Here is a 4,633-nt window from a genome sequence, read left to right as displayed (position 1 = left end):
CCCCCCCGGGGGGCCCTCACGGGGGGTTCACCCCGGGGGGGGTGGCCCCGCCCCCCCCGGGGCTGGGGCCCGCCACGGGGGGGGGCGGGGGGGGGGGGGGCCCGGCCCCCGGGGGGGGGCCCCCCGGCCGCTGAGAGCCCCGGGTCCGCCGCCCCGGCTCAGGCAGCGAGGTTCGTGTCGTCGGGCCGCGGGTCGTTGACGCCCAGCCCACGCGTGTCGGCGGGGTACGGTCTCGGGCCGCCCTCTCCCCCGTCGCCCTCGCCCTCGTCCGCGTCGGCGCCGGGCCCCGCGCGCCGCGACCGTACGAGACGGCCGCAGCGGCGGGAGGCGGCGACGGCGGACACCAGCGGCATCAGCCCCGCCATGGCGACCGGCGTGAGCAGCAGGGCCACCGCCGTGCCGAGGGCGAAGCCGCCGATGACGTCCGTCGGGTAGTGGACGCCGAGGTAGACGCGGGTGAACCCCTCCAGGACGGCGAGCGAGATCGCGGCCAGGCCGTACTTGCGGTGCACCACGAACAGCCCGACGCCCACCGCCATGGTGAGGGTGGCCTGGTCGCTCACGAACGAGTAGCTGTGCTGGCCCGGAACGAGGACATCGAGATCCTTGTGGTCGAGGAAGGGCCTCGGCCGTCCCACGAAACCGCGCACGGGGATGTTGACGAGCAGCGCGAGGCCCGCGGCGACCGGCGCCCAGATCAGCCCGGCGACGGCGCTGACGGAGTCACGGACCGAGCCCCGGCGGCGCACCGTCAGCCAGCAGGCCAGCACGACGACGACGAGCGCGAGGAGGACGCCGTAGCCGCCGACGAACGCCACCACGCGGTCGAACCACGACGGAGCGCCCTTCGCCAGCCCGTTGATGTCGTAGAGCAGGCCGACATCGGGGTTCGAACTGTCGAGTGCGAGTACAGCCATCTGCCTCGGCCCCTTGCCTCGTGCCTCTTGCCTGGTCCTTGCCTGTCGGCCGTGCGTTCCGTATCGGGCCCGGCGCCCTCCGCGTGACGTGCAGCACATGACACGGACTCAGCGGCGACGAGCAGTCAGTCCAGGGAACGGCCTGCGCGGGGCGGACGTTCCGCAATCCACCGAACGATCACCATGACGTTATCGAAGAGTGATCCATCGCCCCAGCTCAGGGCCTCAGCTTGACGCAGCGTGAGGGGCTGGGGGGCCGGCGGTGCCGTGATCGCAGGCGCCCACCGTTCACGCGGACGCGGGCAGGTCCTTCGGCAGCGACGCGGCCCCGGCCTGGGTGACCCGGGTCGCACCGAAGTAGTCGGGCGAGTCGATCTTGTCGAACCGGATCTTCGCCCCCGTGTGCGGTGCGTCGATCATGTACCCGCCGCCGACGTAGATGCCGACGTGGTGGATGGCCCGCGAGTCGTTCAGGTCGTTCGAGAAGAAGACCAGGTCGCCGGGGAGCAGCTGGTCGCGCGACGGGTGCGGGCCCGCGTTGTACTGGTCGTTCGCGACGCGCGGCAGCTCCACCCCGACCGCGCGGTAAGCGGCCTGCGTCAGCCCGGAGCAGTCGAAGCGGCCGCCCTGCGCGGCGGTGCCGTTGCCGCCCCACAGATACGGCAGGCCGAGCTTGCCCTGCGCGAAGTTGATCGCGCCCGCCGCCTGCTGCGTCGGCGCCACCCGCCCGACGGGCGCGGCAAAACTCTTGGCGAGCGTCGTGATGCGCTCGACATAGTTCTGCGTCTCCTTGTACGGCGGCACGCCGTTGTTCTGGATGACGGCGTACGTACCGGCGTTGTACGCGGCGAGCATGTTCGCCGTCGCGTCGCCCGGCACGTGCTGCACATTCCGCGCCAGCTCGCAGTCGTACGCGGCGGCCGACGCGATCGCGTCGGCCGGATCGAAGATGTTCCGCTTCCCGTCCCCGTCGCCGTCCACCGCGTGCGCGTCCCACGTGGACTGCAGGAACTGCGCCATCCCGAAAGCGTTCGCGGGACTCCTGGCCGTCGGATTCCAGCCACTCTCCTGGTACAACTGCGCCGCGAGAAGAGGCTCACTGATGGCGGAACAGGAATTGCCGTAACGCTGGACGAGCGGCTGGTACGCGGCAGGCACAGCGCCCTCCGCGAGCCCGACGACAGCCCCCGCGCCGCTCTGGAGCGCCGAGCCGGCCACGAAGGTCCCCACCACGAGCAGCCCCATGAACCCGGCCCCGCACCCGCCGACCGCGCCACCGACCAGCCATGCCTTACGCACCGTCAGACACCCCTCTCCAGCGGCCCCGAGCCAGTGTAGGGCGGCGAAGCCGGGTTCAGAGGTCCGCGGCGGAGGACGACCAGAAGTCGTCCCGCACGTCGGGCCAGGGAACGGGGCCGCCTCGATAGTCGGGTCCGTTGGCGGGGGTTCGCGGTTCCGGTACCGCCGACTCGTCCACGCAGGGGCTGTCGACCTCGAAGAAGATCTGACCGTGCCCGCCGACACTGAGGCTGATTCCGAAACCGTCGGGGGACTGGGCGTAAATGGCCGGGAATTCCTTACTGGGATTCACGGATTTGATGGCGTATCCACTACGCCGCCAGTGCCGGTCGACAACACCGAGGAAAGAGCCCCTGCGGTATTCCGAGATCTCAGTCATCACGGCCCTCCTGCGGGTCACATCGCAGATCCCGACCGTCGTCTCCCCGTGCGACCAACTCACGCGCGGTTTCACCACGGCGAGTGTCCCGTCGAGCATGGCGTCCGCTCGGTACGCCGCCTCTTTCATGTCCATCCGTGAACCGTTTCCGGCCCGGAGTACCGGGCCCCGATCAAGATCGCATCCGCACAGGAGCAGCAGCAAGACCACGAGGCACATCCACGGATGCCTCATCGCGGCTCCGCCGCACGGATCTTGTTGCCGTGGCCGGAGGCGACGCGAGCGATGTTGTCGGCGGAACTCGCGTCCCTCACGGGGTCGAAGTAGTTCGAGTGCGCGGGAACGACCCCGTCCGAAAACGGGGGTGGCCCGTCCGCCACCACGAACCGCCGCGCTCCGAAGGCCCTGCTCGCCGGATCGCGCCCGAACCACAGGTCGTCGTCCCCCCGGTCCGCGAGGTCGCTCGCCAGCCGTGCCGCCGCGGGGCCCCCGATCAGAAGGCCCGCAGAACCGGCCTCCACCTCCCGGGGCGACGGCAGCTTCGTCACCACGTCGTTCTCCGCGGCACCCACGAACACATGGTCCTTGCCCACTCCCAGGTCCTCCGCCCGGTCCACGCCCACTCCCGGGCTGCCGACCAGCACGATGTCGTCCGCGCCAGGGATTCCCCCGGGATGCCGCGCGGCAGCGCCGACCGTCCGGGAACCGTACGAATGGCCGATGGCGGTGAGGTGCGGGTCCTCGTGCTCGTTGGTGACGACCAACCCGCCCATGAACCGGTTGTAGGCGACCCCGCCCGCTTCGGCGGCGCCCGTCCCCACGACTCCGGGGCCCTGGGGCGCGTCGTAGCCGAGCCAGGCGATGGACGCGACCGACTTGTCGTATTTCTCGACGCCGAGTGCCGTGTCCCGCGCCCTCTTCAGGTCCCCGTTCGCGAAGTCCGCGTCCAGCGAGGTCCCGAGGCCGGGGACGTACGCCGAGACATTCCGCGCCGTGTCCGGGTTGCCGAACGACACGATCGCCCGGCCGTTGCCCTCGGTGCCGATCCCCAGCAGGAACGGCGCCGGGTGCCCGCCCGCGTCCAGTTGCTCCTTGATGCGCAGCAGCCCCGCGAGCCGCGTACGGGAGGTCTCGTCGTCGGAGTGCCGCAGCTCGCCAATGAGCGCCGTGAGGTTGGCGCGGTTCGCCTTGTCCCGGACCACCGCGGGAATCCCGTCCAGGTTGCCGACGAGGTCCGCGCAGTCCTCCACGTACGCGTCCCGCAGCTCCGGGGAGAGCGCGTCCCACCATCTCCCGCAGGCCGCGGGGCCCGCCCCGGCCGGCACGGCGCGACGCAGGTCGGATGCCGCGTCGTGCCACATCGTGTTACTGACGACGACGGCGCTCGCGTCCCCGGCCGCCTGCCCGGCCGTCAGCCGCCTCAGCTCGGCCGTGTACCGCATGTCCGCGGCGCGGGCCAGGCCGACCGCGTGCCCGATCGCGTCCGCGATCTCCCGGGCACGCGCGGCGTGCGGGTTCGGCGCCGACAGCGCGGGCCCGGGCGTCGCCGTCCGCACCGGCCCGGTGCTCGCCGCCCGGCCCCCGGCCACCAGCCCGCTGCCGGCCGCACCGCCCGCACCGCCCATCAGCGTCTCACCGGCCGAGGGCGCGGGCGGATAGCCGACAGAGCCGTCGGCGTGCACGGTGAACCGCAGCGACCGCGCCGAGTCCAGCGCGTCGCGCAGGGCCCGCTGAGCCCCCTTCAGCTCGGCGGCCAGCCCGTCCAGCGCCGTCCCGACGAGCCCGCACTCCGCGCAGACGTACGCGAAGTCGCGGCTCAGCGCACGCAGCCGGTGCACCGCCGCCCGTGCGGCGTCGCCCTCCTGCCCGTCCGTGAGCCGTACGAGCACCTGCTTGTCGACGTGGTCACGCGCGGCGTCGGCCCGGTGCGAGGCACGGCGCCAGCCGTCGGCCGCGCCCTCCAGCTCCCCGCACCGCAGGTCGCGCAGCCGCCCCCAGGACAACGAGCCCCCCACGCCCGGGAGGCCCTCCCCCGCCA

Annotated in this window: 4 protein-coding genes; all 4 read right to left on the bottom strand. The window is 72.6% G+C overall.

The window, feature by feature from the left end; translation table 11 throughout:
* Nucleotides 1-158: 158 nt before the first annotated feature.
* The 4 genes from LCE31_RS00020 to LCE31_RS00005 all read right to left on the bottom strand — a co-directional run bounded on the left by LCE31_RS00020 (nt 159) and on the right by LCE31_RS00005 (nt 4,610).
* On the bottom strand, nt 159-917 hold the full coding sequence (locus tag LCE31_RS00020) for a phosphatase PAP2 family protein (RefSeq protein ID WP_225011666.1): 759 nt from the start codon (nt 915-917) through the stop codon (nt 159-161).
* Between the two features lie 288 nt (nt 918-1,205).
* Entirely contained in the window at nt 1,206-2,216 is a 1,011-nt protein-coding gene (locus tag LCE31_RS00015; RefSeq protein ID WP_374118364.1) for a C40 family peptidase, read from the bottom strand.
* Nucleotides 2,217-2,271: 55 nt separating this feature from the next.
* On the bottom strand, nt 2,272-2,730 hold the full coding sequence (locus LCE31_RS00010; RefSeq protein WP_225011665.1) for a hypothetical protein: 459 nt from the start codon (nt 2,728-2,730) through the stop codon (nt 2,272-2,274).
* Nucleotides 2,731-2,825: 95 nt separating this feature from the next.
* Nucleotides 2,826-4,610, bottom strand: coding sequence for an alpha/beta hydrolase (locus tag LCE31_RS00005; RefSeq protein WP_225011667.1), 1,785 nt, complete (start codon nt 4,608-4,610; stop codon nt 2,826-2,828).
* Nucleotides 4,611-4,633: the final 23 nt, after the last annotated feature.

The sequence above is a fragment of the Streptomyces sp. 8L genome, assembly GCF_020176795.1.
In the GTDB taxonomy this organism is placed as follows: Bacteria; Actinomycetota; Actinomycetes; order Streptomycetales; family Streptomycetaceae; genus Streptomyces.
The sequence above is the reverse complement of the archived record's forward strand: the minus strand, read 5'-3'. Positions and strand labels throughout refer to the sequence as shown.